We start from the raw sequence: 1,666 nt of genomic DNA, 5'->3' as shown, positions 1-1,666 counted from the left end.
TTAGTCGGTGGCACTTTCGGCACAGTCAACGGCACAGCACGCAACCGTATCGCCAGAATGAACGCCGATGGCAGCCTGGATACTACTTTCAACCCTGGTACCGGGATGGGTAACAACCTCTTTGCGATCGCCCTAGACAGCAGTGGCAAACCCGTAGTCGGTGGCCAATTCACCACAGTCAACGGCACAACCCGCAACCGTATTGCCCGAATGAATACCGACGGCAGCTTGGATACCACCTTCAACCCCAGTACCGGGATGAATAACTCCGTCTTTGCGCTAGCTGTTGACCCTAAACGCAACATCCTCTACACCCCCAACGCCAACTTCAACGGTGTAGACACCTTCCAATACACCGCCACCGACGGTGTTGCCTCCGCCGCCACCACCGTCACCGTCTTAGTCAACAACTCCCCCACCCTCGATAACAGTGGCACACCCACCCTCAACGCCCAAAACCAAAACGACAGCGCCAGTACAGGCACACTCATCTCCACCATCATCACCAACCTCGGCGGCACAAAAATCGCCGATCCCAACACCAGCGCCTCTCAAGGCATCGCCATCACCAACCTAGACACCACAAACGGCACTTGGCAATACACCACTGATGGCACAACCTGGAATAACGCCCCAGCCGTTTCCGCCACCAACGCCTTACTCTTAGCCAGTGATGCCAACACCAAAATCCGATTTGTACCCAACACAGGTTACAACGGCACTGTCACCAACGCCATCACCTTCGCCGCCTGGGATCAAATAGTTGGCACAAACGGCAGTACAGCAGACTACACCACCGACCAAACCACAAATACCACATCCAGCGTCTTCAGCAGCGCCACCGAAACCGCCGACATCACCATTAACCCATTCCCCACCATCACCAGCGTCAGCGCCAGCACCGCAGACGGCACGTATGGCATCGGCACAAACATCGACATCACCGTTCAATTCTCACAAATAGTCAACGTTACAGGCACACCGCAACTGAGTTTAGCAGGTACAACCAACAGTGCCAATTATCTCTCAGGAACAGGCAGTAACACCTTAACATTCCGCTACACAGTAGCAGCAGGAGATGTTAGTTCCGACTTAGATTACTTATCAACAACCGCCCTATCCTTAAACAGCGGCACGATTAAAAATGCTGCCACTGCTGATGCCATCTTAACATTGCCAACACCCGGAGCCGCCAATTCATTAGGTGCAAATAAAGCCTTAGTAATAGATGGAATTGTTCCCACAGTCACCATCAATCAAGCAACAGGACAAACCGATCCTACAGCAACTTCACCTATCAACTTTACCGTCACCTTTAGCGAACCAGTCACAGGTTTCGATGCCACTGATATTGACTTGAGTGCGAGTACAGCAACGGGAACATTAACACCCACAATTACAGGCAGCGGCCCCGTTTACACCGTCGCCATTAACGGTCAGACAGGTAATGGAAATGTCATTGCCAGCATCAAAGCTAACAGCGTTACCGACGCAGCCGGAAATAACAATACCGCTAGTACCAGCACAGACAACACCGTTGTTTATAACAACACCTTCCCCACAGTTACATCGATTAACCGCCTCGCTACATCTCCCACTGCTGCGGCTACCGCCACCTACGAAATTAAATTCTCAGAAGATGTAACAGGCGTTGACGTTTCTGACT

General features: G+C 51.9%; 1 protein-coding gene. It reads left to right on the top strand.

From position 1 onward, the window contains the following. Positions 1-1,666: beta strand repeat-containing protein (locus tag OSCIL6407_RS30755; protein WP_019487374.1), on the top strand; the 1,666-nt coding region annotated here is incomplete at both ends.

Source organism: Kamptonema formosum PCC 6407 (assembly GCF_000332155.1).
In the GTDB taxonomy this organism is placed as follows: Bacteria; Cyanobacteriota; Cyanobacteriia; order Cyanobacteriales; family Microcoleaceae; genus Kamptonema; species Kamptonema formosum.
This window is presented reverse-complemented; position numbering and strand designations above follow the sequence as displayed.